The organism is Mesorhizobium sp. M4A.F.Ca.ET.022.05.2.1, assembly GCF_003998845.1.
Taxonomy (GTDB): Bacteria; Pseudomonadota; Alphaproteobacteria; order Rhizobiales; family Rhizobiaceae; genus Mesorhizobium.
In genome coordinates, this window is record NZ_RZOJ01000763.1 from 1 (window position 1) to 964 (window position 964).

The following is a 964-nucleotide window of genomic DNA, read 5'->3' on the forward strand; positions in this document are numbered from 1 at the left end:
ATCGAATCGCACGCGCCCCGATGCCTGCGGATGCGCGCCGGCGATGGCTCTCAGCAGCGTCGTCTTGCCGGCGCCGTTGGCGCCGACCAGCGCCAGCGTCTCGCCGCGCTCGACGTCGAAACTCACGCCGCGCACCGCCTGCAACAGGCCGTGGCGGACAACGAGATCCTCGACCGAAAGCAGGCTCATTTCGGGCCTCCGCCGAGATAGGCGTGGATCACCTGCGGGTCGGCCATGACCGCTTGCGGCTCGCCGTCGGCGATGATCTTTCCCGCATCCATGCAGATCAGCCGCCCGGCCACCTGCAAGAGGATGTGGACAATGTGCTCGATCCAGACGATGCCGATCTTGCGGCGCCGCAATTCCCTGATGGTCTCGACCAACTCGCCGGCCTCGCCGTCGGTCAGTCCGCCGCCGATCTCGTCGAGCAGAAGCAGCGTCGGCCTGGCAGCGAGCGCCCGGGCGAGCTCCAACCGCTTGCGGTCCAGCAGGCCGAGCGTCTCGGCACGGCGGTTGGCGACGCCAAGCATGCCGCACAGTTTCAACGAGGCAAGTGCCTCCTCATAGGCTTCGTCGCGCTTGAGTCCGGCGCCATGCGAGGCGGCGATGAAGACATTCTCGAACGTGGTCATGCCGCCGAACGGTTTCGGCACCTGATGCGTGCGCACGAGGCCGAGCCGGCAGCGCGCCGTTGCCGGCAGCGACGTGACATCGCCGCCCTTGAAGGCGACGGTACCGGCGTTCGGCGGATAGGCGCCGGACATCACGCTGAGCAATGTCGTCTTGCCGGCGCCGTTCGGGCCGACAATGCCGACCGCCTCGTCGGCCTGCATGGCGAAGTCGATGTCGTCGAGCACCACCAGCGCGCCGAAGCGCTTGTGGATGCCGGCGGCATTGAGGATCGCAGCGTTGGGCGAAATGGTCACGATGCGAACCCCGTCAGCAGTCCAATCAGCCGTTGTAC

General features: G+C 67.2%; 2 protein-coding genes. Both read right to left on the reverse strand.

The window, feature by feature from the left end; translation table 11 throughout:
* Window positions 1-189 (reverse strand): ATP-binding cassette domain-containing protein (locus EN745_RS35215; RefSeq protein WP_127423341.1); only part of this gene is annotated, 189 nt, incomplete at its 3' end.
* The gene (locus EN745_RS35220; protein WP_245487916.1) at window positions 186-833 is read right to left on the reverse strand and encodes an ATP-binding cassette domain-containing protein; all 648 of its coding nucleotides are present in this window, start codon (window positions 831-833) and stop codon (window positions 186-188) included. The genes EN745_RS35215 and EN745_RS35220, both read right to left, overlap by 4 nt.
* Window positions 834-964 lie beyond the last annotated feature (131 nt).

Excerpts from the sequence above, each read along its gene's own strand:
- EN745_RS35220 (WP_245487916.1), bottom strand. The coding sequence starts at position 833 with ATGCAGGCCGACGAGGCGGTCGGCATTGTCGGCCCGAACGGCGCCGGC.